Raw genomic sequence first — 18,736 nt, 5'->3', positions numbered from 1 at the left:
ACCGGGCACCCTGCCCGGCACCCTCGACCACGGGAGGAACCGTGAGGACCACCGAGATGATGCAGGCCCACCCCGGGCCGGTCGACCACCAGGACCTGCTGGCCGCCGCCGTCGACGCCGCCGTCGCGTGCGCGCAGGCGTGCACCGCCTGCGCCGACGCCTGCCTGGCGGAGGACATGGTGGCCGACCTGCGCCGCTGCGTCCGCAACGACCTGGACTGCGCCGACGTGTGCGACACCACCGCCCGGGTGCTGTCCCGCCAGACCGGCGACGACGGCGGGGTGCGCCGTGCCGTGCTCGAGGCGTGCATCACCGCGTGCCGCGCCTGCGGGGACGAGTGCGAGAGCCACGCGAGCATGCACGAGCACTGCCGGGTCTGCGCCGAGGCGTGCCGGGCGTGCGAGCAGGCGTGCCGAGACCTCCTGGGCGCGCTGGGCTGACCGGCCGGCAGGTCAGGAGGCGCCGCGCTTCGGCGTCGCGCTCAGGCGTCGCGCTCAGGCGCGGCGGGCGTCGTAGGCGGCCCGGGAGGCGAGCACCTCGTCCATGTTCGCCCGGGCCCACGCCTTGACCGCCCGGACCACCTGGTACAGCGAGAGCCCCAGGGCGGTCAGCTCGTAGGAGACCGTGACCGGCACGGTCGGTGTCACCGTGCGGGTCAGGAGCCCGTCGCGCTCCAGGGAGCGGAGCGTCTGGGTGAGCATCTTGGGGCTGACCCCGGCCAGCCGCCGGGCGAGGTCGGAGTAGCGCAGCGGCCGCGGCTCGCCGTCGCACCCCTCGTCGCTGCCCAGGGCCGCCAGGACGAGCGACACCCACTTGTCGGAGATCCTGTCGAACAGCTCACGGCTGGGGCACGCCGCCAGGGACGCGTCGTACTCCACCTTCGCCTGCGCCCTGCGCTGGGCCGCCGTCATCGTGACCACGCCATCACCGCCATCACCTTTCGTCCGGGTGACCTACGCACCTGGAAGTGCGTCCTTCCTCGGAAGGACCTGCCTCCAGAGACTGGTGCGAGAGCCGCGGGAGACCGCGGCGCCCCGCACCCCTACGAGAGGTATCAAGATGAGCGCACGCCCCACCCTTCCCGGCGGCACCTGGGACCTGGCCGGCCTGACCGTGACCCGCTTCGGCTACGGCGCCATGCAGCTGGCCGGGCCTGGCGTCATGGGGCCGCCGGCCGACCGTGACGGCGCCCTCGCCGTCCTGCGCGAGGTCGCCGAGCTCGGGATCACCCACCTCGACACCAGCGGGGCCTACGGCCCCCGCGTCACCAACCAGCTCGTCCGGGAGGCGCTGCACCCGTACCCCGACACCCTGCACGTCGCGACCAAGGTGGGCGCCGTCCGGGACGAGCACGGCGGCTGGCCGCCCGCCCGACGCCCGGACGACCTGCGCCGTGCCGTCGACGAGAACCTGGAGACGCTCGGCCTCGACGTGCTCGACCTGGTGTACCTGCGGCTCGGGGACGCCTCAGGGCCCCGGCCCGGCTCGGTGACCGAGGCGTTCGAGACGCTCGCCCGCCTCCAGGAGGAGGGACTGGTCCGCCACCTGGGGATCAGCAACGCGACGGCGGAGCAGGTGGCGCAGGCGCGCCGGATCGCTCCTGTCGCCGCCGTCCAGAACATGTACAACCTCGCCCACCGCGAGGACGACGACCTGATCGACACCCTCGCCGAGGAGGGCGTCGCCTACGTGCCCTACTTCCCGCTCGGGGGCTTCACCCCGCTCCAGTCCGCAGCGCTCTCCGAGGTCGCCGCGCGGCGCTCCGCGACACCGGTCGCGGTGGCTCTCGCGTGGTTGCTGCGCCGCTCGCCCAACATCCTGCTGATCCCCGGCACCTCGTCGGTGGCGCACCTGCGAGAGAACGTCACCGGCGCGGGGCTCGCGCTCTCCGACGACGACGTCGCCGCGCTCGACCGGATCGGGCGCCGCGGCGAGCCGGCCCGCACGGGCCGCTAGGAGGGACCGCGACGAGGGACCGCGCACCGGCGTCCTGCCGGCGGGCCACCGGGGCGGTGCCGCCTCAGCCGCCGAGGGTGCCCGAGAGCCGCTCCAGCCGGTGCGCGGTGTCCTCGTTCGCGCCGACGATCCGCACCGCCTTGCCGCGCGACTCGTACTTGGCGCGCACCGCGTCCAGGGCGGCCACGGCGGAGGCGTCCCACACGTGGGCCCGGCTCAGGTCGATGACCACCTCGTGCGGGTCGCCGCGGTAGTCGAACTGGTGGACGAGGTCGTCCGAGGAGGCGAAGAACAGCTCGCCCTCGACGGCGTAGACCCGCTCGCCGTCGGCGTCGCCCGCGTCCAGGCGGGTCACCGTGGTGAGGTGCGCGACCCGGCGGGTGAACATCACCGCGGCGACGACGACGCCGGCCAGCACGCCGTAGGCCAGGTTGTCCGTGGCGACGGTGACGACGACGGTGGTGAGCATGACGGCCGTCTCGGACCGCGGCATGCGTCGCAGCGTGGACGGGCGCACGGAGCGCCAGTCGAACGTCATGACGGCCACCATGATCATCACGGCCACGAGCGCCGCCATGGGGATGATCGCGACGACGTCACCCAGCCCCACCACCAGCACCAGCACGAACACGCCCGCCATGAAGGTCGAGACGCGCGAGCGGGCACCGGCCGTCTTCACGTTGATGACCGTCTGGCCGATCATGGCGCACACACCCATGCCGCCGAACAGGCCCGCGAGCACGTTCGCGCCGCCCAGGCCCCACGCCTCGCGGGTCTTGTCCGAGCGGGTGTCGGTGACGTCGTCCACCAGCTTGGCGGTCAGCAGCGACTCGAGCAGACCCACGAGCGCCATGCCGGCCACGTAGGGCGCCACGATCCGCAGCGTCTCGAACGTCCAGGGGACGTCCGGCACCAGGAGGGCGGGCAGGGACTGCGGCAGGTCTCCCTCGTCCCCCACCGCGGGTACGTCGACGCGCAGCACCACCGTGGCGGCGGTCAGCAGCGCGATCGCCACCAGCGGCGCCGGCAGCGCCCGCGTCAGGCGCGGGAACAGCACCACGACGGCGATGCCCACCGCCACCAGCGGGTACACCTGCCAGGGCACGTCCACCAGGTGCCTGGTCTGGGACCAGAAGATGAGGACGGCCAGGCCGTTGACGAACCCCACCATCACCGAACGGGGGACGAACCGCATGAGCCGGGCGACCCCCAGCAGGCCCATCGCCACCTGGAGCAGACCGCTGAGCACGACGGCGACGATCAGGTAGTCCGCCCCGTGCTCGCGCACGAGCGGCACCGCCACGAGCGCCACCGAGCCCGCCGCGGCGGTGATCATCGCGGGCCGCCCGCCCAGGAACGCGATCGCGACCGCCCCCACGAACGAGGAGAACAGGCCCAGGCGCGGGTCCACGCCCGCCACGATGGAGAACGCCGTCGCCTCCGGGATGAGAGCGAACGCCGTCACGAGGCCGGCGAGCACCTCGACGCGCAGCAGGCGGGGCGATCGCAGCACGGCGCGCACCGAGTGGGTGCGGTCGGCCTCCGGGACGCCGGGGGCCGGCGTCGGCCGGAGCGGGACGGGCTGAGCGGGATCGGGCACGGGACATTGTGCGCCCCCGGCAACCGCTCGCGCCGCCAGGTGGCACCCGCACGGCCCCTCGCGTGAGCCGACCCTGTGCCGGAGGGAGCGGGATCACTCGCCCTCCGGGGCTCCCTTCAGCAGGCGATCGGCGACGTCGTCGGCGACCTGCGCCATGGCCCGCGCGATCTCCACGCTGCGCCCCAGGTACCGGGTCGGGTCGAGCAGCTCGCGCACCTCGGCCACGCTGAACGCGCTCATCACCACCGGGTCCTGGCTCAGCAGCTCCACGAACGGCGTGTCCGTCACCGCGGCCTTCTGCGCCACCTCGAACACGATCTCGTGCGCCTGCTGGCGGCCGATCTTCTCCCCCAGGGAGAGCATCAGGGACTCCGAGCCGATCATCCCGGCCGAGAGCCGCAGGTTGGCGCGCATCCGCTCCCCGTCGAGCTCCAGACCCCCCAGCACGACGTCGAGCCGGGCGAGCATGTCCCCCGCGAGCACCGTGGCCGACGCCGAGATGTCCTCCAGCAGCGCCGTCATCGCCCCGTTGGCCTCCTGGTCGTGCAGCATCGACTCCAGGGCCGGCGCGGCCAGCGCCCGCAGCTCGGCCGACATCGTCATCATGTCGAGCGCGAGCTGCGGGTTGCGCTTGTGCGGCATGGTCGAGGAGCCCACCGTGCCCTCCGGGATCGGCTCGAACGCCTCACCGAACTCCGGCTGCATGAGGGCGTAGACGTCCTTGCCGATCTTGCCGATGGTGCCGGCCACCTGCGCCAGCACCAGCACGTACTCGACCATGCCGTCGTTGATGGCCCGCGACGGCACCCGCATGGGCTTGAGCCCCAGCCGCTGCGCCACCCCCGCCTCGATGTCGCGGCCCGCCGCCCCGAACGACGCGAACGTGCCCACCGCGCCACCCATGAGCACGCAGAACAGCCGGTCCTCCAGCCGTTCCAGGCGGTCGGCGTGGGCCACCAGCTCGTCGATCCACACCGCCACCTTGAACCCGAACGTGATCGGCACGGCGTGCTGGGAGTGCGTGCGCCCGGCCAGCGGCAGCTCCGCCGAGCGGCGGGCCTGGCGGGCACCGGCACGCAGCGCCCGGCCCAGCAGCTCCTTGATCTTGGTGTGGGCGTCACGCAGCACCAGCACGTCCGCGGTCTGCGTGATGTTCTGCGTGGTGGCGCCCCAGTGCACCCAGCCGCCGTGCTGGCTGCCCACCACGCGCGCGAACTCCTCGATCAGCGGCACCAGCGGGTGGCTCGCCTCGCTCGTCGCAGCCAGCACCCGCTTGATGTCGAGCTTCTCGATCCGGGCCGTCAGCGCGATCGCCTTCGCTGCCTCCTTGGGCACCATCCCCGCGTCAGCCTCCGCGAGCGCCAGCGCCGCCTCGACGTCGAGCCGGGCCTGCCAGCGGTTCTCCCGCGTGAACAGGCGTGCGATCCCGGGGTCGGGCACACGGCCCTCGGTGAACCGGCCGAACGGGGCGACGATCATGCGGTGGGCACCTCCTGGAGAGCGTGGTCCCGTCCGATCATCCCTCACCCGTGGCGAGCGCCCCAGCGCACCGGGCCGGTCGGGGGCACTCTCACCCGGCCCTCTTGCCGGCTCCGGCCATCTGCCTGACGGTCGGGCGACGGCCTCGACTCAGGCCCCCTCAGGGTCCTGGCGCCTAGACTGCGACGCTCAGCCTCTCTCCAGCAGCCGTTCTCGGCAGATCGACGACGAGCCCACCCATGCCAGAAGAGTCCCGCAGCCAGGAACCCGTCAGCAGCTATGTGGAAGCACTGCGCGAGGGGGTGCCGTTCCGTGACGCGAACGGCGTGATCCAGTACCCGACGTTCCGCAGCCGGCCACGACCTACCTTCACCCTCGACCGGTTTCACCGGGTCTTGCTGACCGGGAGCGTGGTGGCCTCACTCGGCTACACGCTCTGGACGGTGGTCCGCATCCCCTCGATGCCCGACCAGCTGCCGATGCACTTCGCGGCCGACGGCTCGGTCACCCGGTACGGCTCGCCGTGGGAGATGCTGATCCCGGCTTCCGTCATGCTGGCGACCGTCATCGGGTGCGCGATCCTGACCCGCTATCCCCGGATCTACAACTACGGCTTCGCCACGCTCACCGAAGCCAACACCCAGGCGCACTACGAGAACGGCGTCCGGATGATGGTCTGGACGGTGCTCGGCACGGCGGCGATGCACATCGTCGCCCTCGGAGGGATCGTCGGGGACTGGCCGGTGACACCGGCTGTCTGGATCGCCCTGGCCGCGATGATGGGCGCGCTGGCCTTCTTCATCGTGCGGATGTCGAGGCTCTGACCGGTCCCGACGGCCGTCGAGGCCCGCTCAGCGGCCGCGAGCGCCGTCGTCGGCCCCGTCCCCCGGCCCGTCTCCAGCCCCGGCCCCGCCGCGGCGGGCGGCGTCGCGCAGCTCGCGGCCACGCTCGATGTCCTCCTCCAGCTTCGCCTCGCGCTTCTCGCTGGCCTTGGTGTCGCGCGGCGGGAGCTGGATCTGCTCCTCGGCGGCGATGCCTCCCTGGAGCTGACGGCCGCGCTCCATCTCGGCGTCGAGCTCTGCCCCGAACAGGAGGGCGAGGTTGGTGATCCACAGCCACAGCAGGAACACGATGATGCCGGCGAGCGACCCGTAGGTGGCGCTGTAGTTGGAGAACGTGGTCACGTAGATCCCGAAGCCGACGGACGCGACGATCCACACCAGGATGGCGACGACGGCGCCGAGGCTGAGCCACCGGAACTTCGGCTGCCGCACGTTCGGGGTCAGGTGGTACAGCATCGCGACCAGCAGGATCACGAGCAGCAGCACCACGGGCCACTTGGCGATGTTCCACACGGTCACGGCGGTCGAGCCCAGCCCGACGACGTCGCCCACGGCGTGCGCGAGCGGTCCCGTCATCACCAGCGCCACCACCACGACCGCCGCGATCAGCAGCGTCGCCACCGTGATGAGCAGCAGCACCGGCCGCAGCTTCCAGACGGGGCGGCCCTCGTCGATCTCGTACACCCGGTTCATGGCCCGCCCGAACGCGCCCACATACCCGGAAGCGGACCACACGGCCAGCAGCACACCGAAGAGGAGGGCGAGCCCGGCCCGGCCACCACCGCTGGCGGCGTTGTCCACCAGGGTCTCGATCATGCTGCGCGCGTCGTCGGGCAGCACGTCGCCCAGGGAGTCCATGACCTGGGTGACCATCTGCTGGGCGTTGCCCACCAGGCCCAGCACCGAGACCAGGGCCAGCAGCGCCGGGGCCAGCGCCAGCACTGCGTAGTACGTCAGCGCGGCGGCCTGGTCGGTGCACTGGTCGCGCGAGAACTCACGAGCCGTGGTGCGCAGCACGTACTTCCAGGACGGCTTGCGCAGCTCGGCGGGCGAGTCGGGCTTGCGGGCGTCGTCAGGGGCCGGGGCGTGCGCGCGCTCCGCGGCGCTTCCGGTGTCGGTCACGGGTCGTGTCTCCTCGGTGCGATGTGCTCGTGCTGGCGTGTCCGGGCGCGGCGCGGCGGTCGCGGAGGGTCGCTGCCCTCCGCGACCGCCGTCGGCGTCAGGCGCCGCTCGACCGCACGTCGCGGGCGGCGTGCTGGCCGTGGTCGGCGACGTCCTGCGCCGCCTCCTGCCCGTGCCCCGCGACGTCCTGCGCCGCCTCACGGCCGTGACCGACGACGTCCTGCGCGGCCTCACGGCCGTGCTCGGCCACCTCGCGCCCCGCCTCGGTGGCGTGCTCGCGCAGCTCCTGCACGCTCTCCTGCGCGGGACCGCGCAGGTCGTCCGCCACCGCGCGGGCCGCCTCCTTGGCCTCGTCGACCAGCGGGGCCGCGGCGTCCTTCACCCGCTGGGCCGCCTCGGCCTCCTTCTGGGAGGCGGGGATCATCGACGAGGCGATCAGGCCGATCCCGAACGCGACGAGCCCGGCCGCGAGCGGGTTGCCCTGCGTCTGCTCCCGCACCGTGTCCGGGGCGTGCGAGACGGCGTCACGGGCGCGGTCGGCCACGTCGTGCGCGCGGTCGCCGACGTTCTCGGCGGCGTCCTGCGCTCGTGCTCCGACGTCGGACGCCATGCCCCGGGCACGGTCGGCGGCGTCGTGCGCGGTGCCGCTCGCCCCGTGGGCGGTGGACTGCGCGCTGCCCATGACACGGTCGCGGAGCCGCGACATGCCGCCCTTGACCTTGTCGGTCTGCCGGCGTGCCACCGAGCCAGGACGCACGCGGTCCCCGAGGGTGTCGACGTCGCGGCTGAGCTCGTACCGGGTGCGCTCGATGTCGGCGCGGATCTGGTCCGGGTCGCTGCTCATCGGTTCTTCTCCTCGTTTCCTTGCAGTGCCTGCGGGATCTTCTTGAGGGAGTCGGTGGTCTCCGGCATCCCCGGGGTGGACCTGAGCTCCTTGCGGCCGCGTGAGGCGAGCACCGCCGCCACCACGCCCCACAGGACTGCCACCACGAGGGCCGACCAGCCGAGCCCGATGAGCGTGCCGAGCGCCCACCACAGGGCGATCGACCCGAACAGCACGGTCAGGTGGCCGGCGTACCCGGCGCCGCCGAGCATCCCGGCGCCCTTCCCGGCCTTCTTGGCCGACACCGTGGCCTCGGCCTTGGCCAGCTCGATCTCCTGGCGGATCAGGGTGGAGAGGTCACGGCTCACCTCCGCGAACAGCTCGCCGAGGCTCAGCCCTTCGGGGTCGCCGTGCTTGCCCGCCGCGGGGGCGTCGTACGACGCTCCGCCCGACGGCGCACCGGTCCCTCCGTGGGGCACGCGAGCCCCGCCGCCGCCTGCGACGGCGACGTCGGGCAGGTCGCTGTCCGGGTCACGGGCCGGCTGGCCGCTCCAGGAGGCCGCCGCGGCGGCCTGTGCGGCCGGGTCGGCGCCCGTCATGCCCGGGGAGCCCGGCGTCCCGGGCGGCATCCCGGGTGCGGTGGCCGGCCGGGGTCCGTCAGGTCCCAGGGACATAGCTGCTGCCCCCTCCCGTGCTGCCCGACGACGGCCGCGTCACGCCCGCGGTCGGCGATCCCGTCGACGTCGAGCCGAGGTCGTCCGCCCCGGCCGAGCCCAGCGGGCTGTCCGACGCCGCGCCGTAGGCGCCCGACGTGGTCCCGGGGGCGGTGGCCGGCGTCTGGGCGGGTGCCGGGGCGGGCCGGCCGGAGACGTTGTTGTCCACGTCCGTGGTGCCCGACAGGCCCTGGCGGGAAGACCCGCCGGACGACGAGGCGCCCGAGGACCCCGACGACGAGCCGTCCTTGGCCCCGCGCAGCAGGCGGCCGGCGAGCAGACCCGCCCCCGCCGCGATCGCCAGGAACGCTCCAGGCCGGCGCCGCGCGAAGTCCTCGACCTCGCGGACGACGTCACCCGGCTCGCGCTGCTCGAACCAGTCGGCGAGCTGCGCCACCGTGCGCGACCCCTGCCGCACCAGGTCCGTGGCGTACCCCGGGTCCTGCGCGGCGTCGCTCATCTGGTCCAGCTCGTCACCGATGCTGCGCAGGCTGCCCGCGAGGCGCTGCTGCTGGGTGGACGCCTGCTCGCTCACCTCCGCACGCGCCTGCCCGAACAGGTCGCGCGCCCGGTCCTTCGCCTCGTGCGCCACCTCGCCGGCACGCTCCCGGGCCTCGTGGGCGAGGTCCTTGCCGGCCTCGCCTGCGTGGGCCGCCACCTGCGACGCCTGCTCCTTCGCGTCCTGCGCCACCTCCTTGCCCGCCTCACCGGCGTGCGAGGCGACCTGCGACGCCTGCTCCTTGGCCTCGTGCGCCGTGCCCGAGCCGCCGGAACCGCCCGAGCCCGAGCCCGAGCCGTAGCCCTGGCTGCCGGGCGTGCTGCCGTAGCCGCCGGACGCCGACGGCGTGGTCTCCGGCGTCGTGGGGGTGCCGGGCGCCGTGTGGGCGCCGGGTCCCGACGATGCCGTGCGTGGGAGATCGGACTCGCTCATCTGCTGCCTCCGTGTCCAGGCCCGCGTGATGCGGGCGACGGGCCGCAGGGACGGCGGGTGCGACGAAGCAGACGTCGCCCCTGCGGTCGGCCGCTTCGTGACCTGGTTCGACCATCACCCTCTCCTCGCCCGCTCACAATCGGGAGGGTGAAGGGCGGCGCGGGACGATCCCCCGGTGGCGCCGGCAGCCCCCTCCCCGTTGTGGGCGGGAGACTCGCCGCAATCCTGACCGGATTGCGGCGAGTCTCCCGCCCACAACGTTCAGGGGGTGGCTCTGAGCAGCGCGGAACGCACACGGGCCACCAGCGGCCCAGGGTCGCGCACGACGTCGTTCGCGACCGCGACCACCACCGTCCAGCCCAGCTCCTCCAGACGGCGCCTGGCGCGCACGTCCTCGCGCCACTGCTCCCGGTCGGTGCGGTGCTGGTCGCCGTCGTACTCCACGGCCACGCGCTCCCGCCGGTACAGCATGTCCACCCGCTTGACGTAGCGGCCGGCGTCGTCCCTGACGACCTCGTTGACCACAGGGCACGGCAGACCGCCGGCCACGAGCGCCAGGCGAGCGCGGGTCTCGGTCGAGGAGTCCGTGCCGGGACGCAGCCGGGGGAGCTGCTCGCGCACCTGCACGATCCCCTTCACCTTGCGGGTGCGCTCCGCGAGCGCCGTCATCTCCGCGACCGTTGTCAGCGCCCGTCCGCGCCGCAGAAACCCGTCACCGAGCACGACGACGTCGTCGGGCACCCGCAGACCGCAGGCCACGTCCACGAACGTCTGGGCCGGTGAGGTGACCAGCAGCCCGTGGACCTCGACGGTCTCGAGGGAGCGCTGGCGGGTGCGGTGGGAGACGACGCCGGGACGCTCGGGCCTGGCCTGCGCCCGTCGTGCCACCACGTGGATGCGGGCGTCGTCTGCGATCCGCCAGGGGACCTCGACGCCGAGGAGGCGGAGAGCGGTGGTGCGGGCGAAGACGACGTCGTCGGGCAGGACGGTGGCGAGCGCACGGCAGGCGTCGAGCACGGAGGCCGGGGGCGCCGTCGTCCGGACGCCGTGGAACGGGGCGCCGAGGTCGGGGTGCCGCAGCGCCCGGCGCGGTACGCCGGCACGGACGGCGTCGGCGACCGCGAAGGGACGGTCCCGCGGCAGGTGCGGGTGGACGGGGTGGTGGTGTCTGCCCATGCCGGGGACGGTGCCGGAGCCTGCCGTCGCCGGGCCGGCGTCGAGACGCGATCTGTGGACAGCCCTACGCACGGAGCCGTCCGTGGACGAGCACGAGACCGCGCCCCGTCCCCGTTGTGGGCGGGAGACTCGCCGCAATCCGGTCGGGATTGCGGCGAGTCTCCCGCCCACAACGGCGAGGGGGGGTCAGGCGGGGGCGCGGCGGCTGCTGATCACCCCGGTGTCGAACCCGGCCAGGTGCAGCCCGCCGTGGAACCGGGCGTGCTCGATCTTCACGCAGCGGTCCATGACCACCTTCAGCCCGGCGGCCTCCGCGACCCCGGCAGCCTCCTCGTTCCACGAGCCGAGCTGCAGCCACAGCGTCTTGGCCCCGACGTCGACGGCCTCCTGGGCCACGCCCGGCAGGTCGTCGTGCCGGCGGAACACGTCGACCAGGTCGGGCACCACGGGCAGGTCCGCGAGGGACTTGTACACCGGCCGCCCGAGGATGGTGGTGGCGCGCGGGTTGACGAAGTACACGTCGTACGGCGAGCTGGACAGCAGGTAGGTGGCGACGAAGTAGCTGGCCCGCGAGGGGTTGTCGCTCGCGCCCACGATGGCGATGCTCTTGGTGGACCGCAGGATCGCGAGGCGCTCGGGCGCGCTGGGCCCCTGCCACGTGCGGGCCGTCGTCGTGCCGCTCATCGGACCTCTCCCGTCGCCTTGGTCAGGGCCTGGTCCAGGTCCCACAGGATGTCCTCCACGTCCTCCAGGCCCACGGAGATGCGCACCAGGTCGGCGGGCACGCCCGCGGCGGCGAGCTGCTCGGGGGCGAGCTGCTGGTGCGTGGTCGACGCCGGGTGGATCACCAGGGTGCGGGCGTCACCCACGTTGGCCAGGTGGGAGGCGAGCTGGAGCGCCTCGATGAAGGCGCGGCCGGCGTCGCGCGCGGCGTCGGGCCCCTCCGCCCCGGCACCCGGCCTCACCCCGAACGCGAACACCGAGCCCGGCCCCAGCGGCAGGTACTTCTGTGCCCGCTCGTGGTGCGGGTGCGAGGGCAGGCCGGCCCAGGAGACGTAGGCGACGCGCGGGTCCGCCTCGAGCCACTCGGCGACCGCACGGGCGTTGGCGAGGTGCGCGTCCAGGCGCTGCGGCAGCGTCTCGACACCCTGGAGCAGCGTGAACGCCGACTGCGGGGACAGGGCCGGGCCGATGTCCCGCAGCTGCTCGGAGCGCAGCTTGGTGAGGAACCCGTACTCGCCGAAGTTGCCCCACCAGCTCACGCCGCCGTAGGACGCCACGGGCTCGGTCATCTGCGGGAACTTCCCGTTGCCCCAGTCGAACCGGCCGGCCTCGACGACGACGCCGCCGAGGGTGGTGCCGTGCCCGCCGAGGAACTTGGTGACCGAGTGGATGACGATGTCGGCGCCGTGCTCGATGGGCCGCACCAGGTAGGGGGTGGCGAGGGTGGCGTCGACGACGAGCGGGATGCCCGCCTCGTGCGCGACGGCGGCCAGCCCTTCGAGGTCCGCGATCTCGCCCGACGGGTTGGCGACGACCTCGGTGTACAGCACCTTGGTCTCGGGCCGGATCGCGGCGGCGAAGTCGGCCGGGTCGGTGCCGGGCACGAACGTGGTCTCGACGCCGAAGCGCCGGAGCGTGACGTCGAGCTGGGTGACGGTGCCGCCGTAGAGCTGCGCGGAGGCCACCACGTGGTCCCCGGCGCCCACCAGCGCGGCGAAGGTGACGAACTCGGCGCTCATGCCCGACGCCGTCGCGACCGCCCCGATGCCGCCCTCGAGGGAGGCGAGGCGCTCCTCCAGCGCCGCCACGGTGGGGTTGCCGATGCGGCTGTAGATGTTGCCGTACTTCTGCAGCGCGAACAGGTTGGCGGCGTCGTCCGTGCCGTCGAACACGAACGACGTCGTCTGGTAGATCGGCACGGCGCGGGCGCCGGTGGTGGCGTCGGGGATGCCGCCGGCGTGCAGGGCACGCGTGCGGAAGCCGAAGCGGTGGTCGCTCATGCGGTCCTTCTCTCGGGGTGGTGCTGCGGGGTCTGGGCGCGGTGCTGCGCGACGGCGTCGCGCACGGCGTCCACGGCCCACGGGTTCTGCAGCGAGGTGGTGTCGCCGAGCTCGTGGCCGTCCCAGAGCTGGGCGAGCAGTCGGCGCAGGATCTTGCCGCTGCGGGTCTTGGGCAGCTCGGGCACGACGACGACGTGCCGCGGCTTGGCGACGGGCCCGATGGCGGTGGCGACGGCGGCCCGCAGCGCGTCGGCGTCCGGAGCACCGGCGCCCGACGGCGTCACGAACGCCGCCACCGCCTGCCCCGTCACCGGGTCCTGCACGCCCGCCACGCCGGCCTCGCCCACGGCCGGGTGCGCCACGAGGGCCGACTCGATCTCGATGGTGCTCAGCCGGTGGCCGGACACGTTGACGACGTCGTCGAGCCGCCCGAGCACCCACAGGTACCCGTCGTCGTCGAGCGTGGCGCCGTCGCCGGCCACGTAGTAGCCGCCGTGCTCGCCCTTGCCGGCGAACGCCCGCCAGTAGGAGTCGCGGTAGCGCTCCGGGTCGCCCCACACCGTGCGGGCCATGCCCGGCCAGGGCCGCCGCACCACGAGCGTGCCCGCACGGCCGGGGCCCACGGGCCGGCCGTCGTCGTCCACCACCGCGGTGTCGATGCCGGGCAGCGCCACCGTGGCCGAGCCCGGCTTGAGCACCGTGACGCCCGGCAGCGGCACCACCATCGCGGCGCCCGTCTCCGACTGCCACCACGTGTCCACCACGGGCGTCTCGTCCCGGCCGAACGTGCGGCGGAACCACACCCACGCCTCGGGGTTGATCGCCTCCCCCACGGTGCCGAGCAGGCGCACCGACGACAGGTCGTAGGCCGTGCCGTCGTCTCGGGCGGGCAGCGCGTCCCCGAACCACGTCATGAACGTGCGGATCAGGGTGGGCGCCGTGTAGTACACCGTGACGCCGTAGCGCTCGATGATCTCCAGGTGGCGCTCGCGGTGCGGGGCGTCGGGCGTGCCCTCGTAGATCACCTGCGTGAGCCCGTTGGAGAGCGGCCCGTAGATCTCGTAGGTGTGGGCGGTGACCCAGGCGAGGTCGGCGGTGCACCAGTGGACGTCGTCGGGCTTGGCGTCGAACACCGCCCAGTGGGACCAGCTCGCGTGCGTGAGGTAGCCGCCGGAGGTGTGGACGAGCCCCTTGGGCCTGCCGGTGGTTCCGGAGGTGTAGATGACGAACAGCGGGTGCTCGGCGTCGAAGAACTCCGGCTCGTGCGTCTCGGGCTGGGGGTCGACGACGTCGTGCCACCACACGTCGCGCCCCTCGGTCCACGGCACGTCGGTGCCCAGGGCGTCGCCGGTGCGGCGCAGCACGAGCACGTGCTCCACGTGGTCGAGGCCGGCTGCCGCGGCGTCGGCGGCCGACTTGACCTCGACGGCCTTGCCGCGCCGGAACTGGCCGTCGCTGGTGACGAGCAGCTTCGCGCCCGTGTCCTGGAGCCGGAACCGCACGGCCTCGGCGGAGAACCCGCCGAAGACGAGGCTGTGGACGGCGCCGACGCGCGCGCAGGCGAGCGCGACCACGACGGTCTCCACGAGCACGGGCAGGTAGACCACCACGCGGTCGCCGGGGCCGATGCCGAGCTCCGTGAGGGCGTGGGCGGCCTGTGCCACCCGGCGCTGGAGGTCGGCGTACGTGACCGCCTGGCGATCACCGGGCTCGCCCTCGAAGTAGAGGGCCACCTTGCCGCCACGGCCGGCCGCGACGTGCCGGTCCACGCAGTTGACGGCCACGTTGAGCCGGCCACCGTCGAACCAGGTGGCGCGGGGGACCGTCAGGTCCCCGGTGGCGTCGTCGTGCACCGGAGGGGACCACGTGTGCGCGGTGTGCCACGGGGTGTGCCAGTCGAGGCGGCGCGCCGCCTCCTCCCAGAACGCCACAGGGTCGGCGGCGGCAGAGGCGTAGACGTCGGGGCCCACGTTGGCCTGCGCGGCGAAGGCGCCCGGCGGCGGGTAGACGCGCGACTCGACCAGGCGCGCCTCCGCGACCAGCTGGGGTGCGGCGCTCATGCCCACCTCCGCAGCAGCCTCTTCTCCACGAGGCCCACCACCGCGTTCGTCACGGTGCCGAGCAGCGCCAGCAGCACGATCGCCAGGAGGATGCGATCCACCCGACCGTTCTGCTGCGAGTCCGTCAGCAGGTAGCCCAGGCCCATCGACGACGCGATGAGCTCGGCCGCGACGAGGAACAGCCACGCCTGGGCCAGCGCCAGCCGCAGGCCGGAGACGAGCGACGGCAGCACCGCCGGGAGCTGCACGGTGCGGAACAGGGACCACCCGTGGAACCCGAAGGACCGCCCGGCCTCCACGAGCTGCGGGTCCACGTGCCGCAGCGCCGCCGAGACGGTGGTGTACACGGGGAAGAACGCACCGATCGCGATGAGCGTCAGCTTGGACTCCTCGCCGATCCTGAGCCACAGGATCAGCAGCGGCACCCACGCCAGGGACGGCACCGCGCGGATCGCCGCGAGGGTGGGGCCCAGCAGCACGTCCCCCAGGCGGGAGAGCCCGACGACGGCACCCACCGCCAGGCCCGCGAGCGCACCGATGGCGAAGCCGATCAGCACGCGCTGGGTCGAGATGGCCACGTGGGTGCCGAGCTGGCCGCGCTGCACGAGGTCGACGGCGGCGTCCCACACCGCCAGCGGCCCGGGAAGCTGGTAAGGCGGCACCAGCCCGGAGGCCGTGACCGCCTGCCAGGCGGCGAGCAGCACCACCGGCACCACCAGCCCGAGGGTGACCACCGCGCCGCGGCGGGAGAGCAGGCCGGGGCGGGCGCCGGCCGCCGTCGGGCCGGCCGCGACGTCGGCGGCACTCACCTGGCCGCCACGGCCGGGACCGACGTGCGTGACCTCGCGCGGCGGGTCGACCAGGTCGCTGCGGACGTCGGGGACGGGCGCCGACATCAGGACACCGCCTCCTGCGCGAACCGGGTCTCGAACAGGGACCCGAGGGCGGCGTCCACGGCCTCCTGCGAGGCGACGTCGCCGTTCTCCACGAAGATCGGGCCCACCACCTCGAGCACCTGGCGCTGGGCGTCGCCCGGCACGGGGTCGATGTCCAGGTGGGTGCGCTCCTCGATCACGGTGGTGGCGACCTCCGGCGCGATGCCCGCGACCTCGGCCAGCAGGGCGGACACCTGCTCCGGGTTCTCGATCGCCCAGGCGCGCGCCTCCTCGTAGGCGTCGACCACGACCTGCGCGACGTCGGGGTGGTTCTCCACGAAGTCCTCCGTCGCGTTGAGGAAGCCGTAGGTGTTGAAGTCGACGTTGCGGTAGAGCAGCTCGGCGCCGGACTCGTGCTCAGCGGCGGCCAGGATCGGGTCCAGCCCGGACCAGGCATCCACGGAGCCGTTGTCGAGCGCGGCCCGGCCGTCGGCGTGCTGGAGGTTCTGCACCTCGACGGAGGCGGGGTCCACGCCGGCCTCCTCGAGCGCCTGGAGGAGGAAGAAGTACGGGTCGGTGCCCTTGGTGGCGGCCACGGACCGGCCGGCCAGGTCGGCGACCGACGTGATGCCCGAGTCGGGGCTCACGGCGATGGCGGCCCACTCGGGCTGGCTGTACACGTCGATCGTCTTGATGGGCGAGCCGTTGGCGCGGGCGAGCAGCGCGGCCGACCCGGCGGTGGAGCCGACGTCGAGCGCCCCGGAGCGCAGCGCCTCGTTGGCCTTGTTGGAGCCGGCGGACTGCAGCCAGGTGACCTCGACGGAGTCGCCGAGCCGCTCCTCGATGAGCCCCTGGTCCCGCACCACGAGGCTGAGCGGGTTGTAGGTGGCGAAGTCGATGGTGAGCTCGGTGGTGCTCCACTCGGAGCCCTCGGCGGCACCGGCCGCTGCCGGCCCGCTCTCCCCCGCGACGCAGCCGGCCGACGCCAGCATGGTCGCGGCGGCGAGGCCGACGGCGGTGGCGAGGCGTGCGGTGCGGTTGCGCATGGGGGTTCCTTCGGTGCGTGCGGGGTACGGGTGCGTGCGGGGTACGGGTGCGTGCGGGGTACGGGGCCGTGGGCCGGTGGGGCCGGTCAGCCGTGGTGGGTGTCGACGCCGAGCCCTTCGAGGAGCTCGGCCCGCAGCTCGGCGAGCTGGCGGTCGGCGCGGTCGCGGGGGCGGGCGCCGGGCACGTCGACGACGCGGGCGAGGCTCCCGGCGTCAGAGCCTGCGGGGCCGGGCGCTGGTCCTGGTACGGCGGAGGGGGTGGCGAGCGAGCGCAGCAGCAGCACGCGGTCCGCGAGGTACAGCGCCTCCTCGACGTCGTGCGTCACCAGCAGCACGGTGGTGGGCTGCGCGGCGTGGATCTCCAGCAGGAGGTCCTGCATCCGCAGGCGGGTCAGGGCGTCGAGGGCACCGAACGGCTCGTCGAGCAGCAGCACGCCGGGGTTGCGGGCCAGGGCTCGGGCGAGCGACGCGCGCTGGGCCATGCCGCCGGAGACCTGGCGGGGCCGCAGGTCGGCGGACGCCTCCAGGCCCACCAGGCGCAGCAGCTCGGCCACGCGCTCGTCGCGCTCCTGGCGGGCCTGGCGGCGGGTGCCCACGCCTGCCCCTGCGCGGGGCAGCCCGAGGGCGACGTTCTGGGCGAGCGTGCGCCACGGCAGCAGCCGGGGCTCCTGGAAGGCGACGGCGGTGCGCGGGTCGGTGGCGACGACGGGCGTCCCGTCCAGCAGGATGCGGCCCGACGTCGGGGTGTCGAGGCCGCTGACCTGGCGCAGGAGCGTGGACTTGCCGCAGCCGGAGGGGCCCACGATCGCGACGATCTCCCCGGCGCGCAGGGTGATGTCGAGGCCACGCAGCACCTGCCGCGGACCGGTGGGGGTGGCGAAGGTCCGCTCGACGGCCTCGACGGTGACGGCGTGGGCGGTGCCGGGGGCGGACCGGGCGGCGGTGCCAGGAGCCTCGGTGGAGAGCGGGCTGAGCGTGCTGGTCATGGTGACGTCCTGGGGTCTCGGTCGTGCACGACCACCGGGGGTTCCGGGCGGCCGCGGGGGCGGCGGCGCCGGAGGTCGCGGCCCACGCGGGGCCGTCGCGTCACCTGCCGGCGCGGGGCTGCATTCGACAGCAGGGCAGGGCACGGCCGACGGCGGGGCGCGGGGCGGGCTGGGTGCTGCGCACGGCGTTCCTCCTCGGTCGTCGACACCTGGGCATCTCATTATTTGAGAACGTCCCAACCTTCGGACTGCACGCTAGGCAGCGCGGCCAGAGACCCACAACCGGCGTCTCACGATGCGGTCCCACCATGTGACCGAATCGTGGACGAAGGTTCTTCACCCGCCCACCACCTGGGCGCACACCACGTCCGCCACCCCCCGCGCGCCACACTGTGCCGACCGAAGGAGAGACCGTGTCCGACCCGTACCGCCCCACCCCGTCGCAGCCCGACCGCCCCGAGCCGTACAGCACCGGGCCGCACAGCACCGGGCCGTACAGCCCTGCGACCCCGCCGCAGGGCGCCACCGACCCGTCCGGCAGCACCCAGCAGGCTCCCGGCGCCTCACCGCACGCCACCTCCCCCGGCGCCGCGACCCCCTACGCCGCGTCGCAGACGAGCCCCTACGACTCCCCGCCCGGCGGCTTCTACGGCACCCTGCAGAGCCAGGGCACCGACGGCGTCTCGATCGCCGCGCTCGTCACCGGCGTCCTCGGCCTCGGCGTGGTCCCCGTGGTGCTCGGCATCGTGGGCCTCAACCGGGTCAGGAACACCGGCCGCCAGGGCAAGGGCCTGGCGGTCGCCGGCATCGTGCTCGGCGGGATCAGCATCGTGGTGGGCGCGTTCCTCGTCGTCCTCATGCTCCTGGGCCTGGGGGCCGCAGGTGGGTGGGCGCTGCTGGAGGACGACGGGTTCGAGCAGGGCCAGACGTACGGCGACAACGCGACGCTCGACGCCCTGTGGGACGGCTGCGCCGCCGGGGACATGGCGGCCTGCGACGACCTCTACGAGTCGTCCGAGATCGGCAGCGAGTACGAGCAGTTCGGCGAGACGTGCGGCGGCCGGCAGGAGCCCGCGTGGAGCTGCAGCTGACGACGCCCTGAGCCAGCCGGCCGGGCCGGGCGC

At 74.0% G+C, this 18,736-nt stretch carries 18 protein-coding genes; 4 read left to right on the top strand and 14 right to left on the bottom strand.

Translation table 11 applies throughout. From position 1 onward, the window contains the following. Positions 1-41: 41 nt before the first annotated feature. Positions 42-440 carry a four-helix bundle copper-binding protein gene (locus DNL40_RS10045; protein WP_218926034.1) on the top strand — a complete coding sequence of 133 codons (399 nt, stop codon included), beginning with the start codon at positions 42-44 and terminating at the stop codon, positions 438-440. A gap of 54 nt (positions 441-494) precedes the next feature. Here the strand turns inward: DNL40_RS10045 and DNL40_RS10040 are convergent, their stop codons facing one another. Next, positions 495-911 (bottom strand): winged helix-turn-helix transcriptional regulator, encoded by a 417-nt coding sequence (locus tag DNL40_RS10040; protein WP_218926042.1) that lies wholly within the window; start codon positions 909-911, stop codon positions 495-497. Positions 912-1,059: 148 nt separating this feature from the next. Here DNL40_RS10040 and DNL40_RS10035 point away from each other — a divergent pair, with 148 nt between their 5' ends. Continuing rightward, on the top strand, positions 1,060-1,956 hold the full coding sequence (locus tag DNL40_RS10035; RefSeq protein WP_111251115.1) for an oxidoreductase: 897 nt from the start codon (positions 1,060-1,062) through the stop codon (positions 1,954-1,956). Positions 1,957-2,020: 64 nt separating this feature from the next. Here DNL40_RS10035 and DNL40_RS10030 read toward each other — a convergent pair whose 3' ends face one another. Both DNL40_RS10030 and DNL40_RS10025 read right to left on the bottom strand, forming a co-directional pair. Beyond that, complete coding sequence (locus DNL40_RS10030) at positions 2,021-3,556, bottom strand: SulP family inorganic anion transporter (RefSeq protein ID WP_111251114.1); 1,536 nt, start codon at positions 3,554-3,556, stop codon at positions 2,021-2,023. A 93-nt stretch (positions 3,557-3,649) separates the two neighbouring features. Continuing rightward, on the bottom strand, positions 3,650-5,035 hold the full coding sequence (locus DNL40_RS10025; protein WP_111251113.1) for a lyase family protein: 1,386 nt from the start codon (positions 5,033-5,035) through the stop codon (positions 3,650-3,652). Positions 5,036-5,274: 239 nt separating this feature from the next. On the opposite strand from DNL40_RS10025, the gene DNL40_RS10020 reads away from it, so the two are divergent. Then, positions 5,275-5,859, top strand: a complete 585-nt coding sequence (locus tag DNL40_RS10020; protein WP_111251112.1) for a DUF1648 domain-containing protein — start codon at positions 5,275-5,277, stop codon at positions 5,857-5,859. Positions 5,860-5,886: 27 nt separating this feature from the next. On the opposite strand, the gene DNL40_RS10015 is transcribed toward DNL40_RS10020, so the two are convergent. From DNL40_RS10015 to DNL40_RS09965, 11 genes are all read right to left on the bottom strand, one after another. Then, on the bottom strand, positions 5,887-6,999 hold the full coding sequence (locus tag DNL40_RS10015) for a YihY/virulence factor BrkB family protein (RefSeq protein WP_111251111.1): 1,113 nt from the start codon (positions 6,997-6,999) through the stop codon (positions 5,887-5,889). 97 nt (positions 7,000-7,096) lie between these two features. Next, a complete protein-coding gene (locus tag DNL40_RS10010) occupies positions 7,097-7,843 on the bottom strand; it encodes a DUF3618 domain-containing protein (protein WP_111251110.1) in 747 nt (248 codons plus the stop codon). Continuing rightward, positions 7,840-8,217 (bottom strand): phage holin family protein, encoded by a 378-nt coding sequence (locus DNL40_RS16760; protein ID WP_245885829.1) that lies wholly within the window; start codon positions 8,215-8,217, stop codon positions 7,840-7,842. Before DNL40_RS16760 ends, DNL40_RS10010 begins: the two co-directional genes overlap by 4 nt. A gap of 262 nt (positions 8,218-8,479) precedes the next feature. After that, complete coding sequence (locus DNL40_RS10000; protein WP_111251108.1) at positions 8,480-9,466, bottom strand: hypothetical protein; 987 nt, start codon at positions 9,464-9,466, stop codon at positions 8,480-8,482. Positions 9,467-9,727: 261 nt separating this feature from the next. Next, the gene (locus DNL40_RS09995) at positions 9,728-10,642 is read right to left on the bottom strand and encodes a DUF559 domain-containing protein (protein WP_111251107.1); all 915 of its coding nucleotides are present in this window, start codon (positions 10,640-10,642) and stop codon (positions 9,728-9,730) included. 186 nt (positions 10,643-10,828) lie between these two features. Beyond that, on the bottom strand, positions 10,829-11,326 hold the full coding sequence (locus DNL40_RS09990; protein WP_111251106.1) for a CoA-binding protein: 498 nt from the start codon (positions 11,324-11,326) through the stop codon (positions 10,829-10,831). Continuing rightward, on the bottom strand, positions 11,323-12,645 hold the full coding sequence (locus DNL40_RS09985; RefSeq protein ID WP_111251105.1) for an O-acetylhomoserine aminocarboxypropyltransferase/cysteine synthase family protein: 1,323 nt from the start codon (positions 12,643-12,645) through the stop codon (positions 11,323-11,325). Before DNL40_RS09985 ends, DNL40_RS09990 begins: the two co-directional genes overlap by 4 nt. Further along, complete coding sequence (gene acs, locus DNL40_RS09980) at positions 12,642-14,705, bottom strand: acetate--CoA ligase (RefSeq protein WP_111251104.1); 2,064 nt, start codon at positions 14,703-14,705, stop codon at positions 12,642-12,644. The genes DNL40_RS09985 and acs overlap by 4 nt, the downstream gene beginning before the upstream one ends. Next, positions 14,702-15,601 (bottom strand): ABC transporter permease, encoded by a 900-nt coding sequence (locus DNL40_RS09975; RefSeq protein ID WP_111251103.1) that lies wholly within the window; start codon positions 15,599-15,601, stop codon positions 14,702-14,704. The genes acs and DNL40_RS09975 overlap by 4 nt, the downstream gene beginning before the upstream one ends. After that, a complete protein-coding gene (locus tag DNL40_RS09970; protein WP_111251102.1) occupies positions 15,601-16,626 on the bottom strand; it encodes an aliphatic sulfonate ABC transporter substrate-binding protein in 1,026 nt (341 codons plus the stop codon). The genes DNL40_RS09975 and DNL40_RS09970 overlap by 1 nt, the downstream gene beginning before the upstream one ends. Before the next feature lie 86 nt (positions 16,627-16,712). Then, positions 16,713-17,612, bottom strand: a complete 900-nt coding sequence (locus DNL40_RS09965; protein WP_111251101.1) for an ABC transporter ATP-binding protein — start codon at positions 17,610-17,612, stop codon at positions 16,713-16,715. 413 nt (positions 17,613-18,025) lie between these two features. On the opposite strand from DNL40_RS09965, the gene DNL40_RS09960 reads away from it, so the two are divergent. Then, on the top strand, positions 18,026-18,703 hold the full coding sequence (locus DNL40_RS09960) for a DUF4190 domain-containing protein (protein ID WP_179951029.1): 678 nt from the start codon (positions 18,026-18,028) through the stop codon (positions 18,701-18,703). The last annotated feature ends 33 nt before the right edge of the window (positions 18,704-18,736 follow it).

This window comes from Xylanimonas oleitrophica, from assembly GCF_003244315.1.
GTDB lineage: Bacteria > Actinomycetota > Actinomycetes > Actinomycetales > Cellulomonadaceae > Xylanimonas_A > Xylanimonas_A oleitrophica.
Note: the sequence above shows the minus strand (reverse complement) of the source record. Positions and strands in the feature narration are given on the sequence as shown.